The organism is Oleiphilus sp. HI0128, from assembly GCF_001635365.1.
Genome location: NZ_LWGG01000612.1, coordinates 1 through 257 on the forward strand (window position 1 = coordinate 1; position 257 = coordinate 257).

Here is a 257-nt window from a genome sequence, read left to right on the forward strand (position 1 = left end):
CAAGAAAGCTATTCGAGTGTCGATACTCTCTCGATGGGAATGTCTGGTGATATGGAACAGGCCATTGCCTGTGGCTCAACNATGGTCAGAGTTGGGACCGCTTTGTTTGGCGAACGCTAGAGCTTGGAAACAGTTTTTGAATTTTTGAACAGGAAGTGAACTAACAATGAACTTGAATGAACAAAAGATCTGCTTTATTGGCGCAGGTAACATGGCACACGCCATTGTTGGTGGCCTAGTAAAGAAAGGTTTAAACG

Annotated in this window: 1 protein-coding gene; it reads left to right on the plus strand. The window is 44.1% G+C overall.

All coding sequences use genetic code 11. The annotated features are described in order from the left end of the window. Positions 1 to 166 precede the first annotated feature (166 nt). A partial coding sequence (locus A3763_RS30065; protein WP_197482835.1) for an NAD(P)-binding domain-containing protein occupies positions 167 to 257 on the plus strand: 91 nt, incomplete at its 3' end.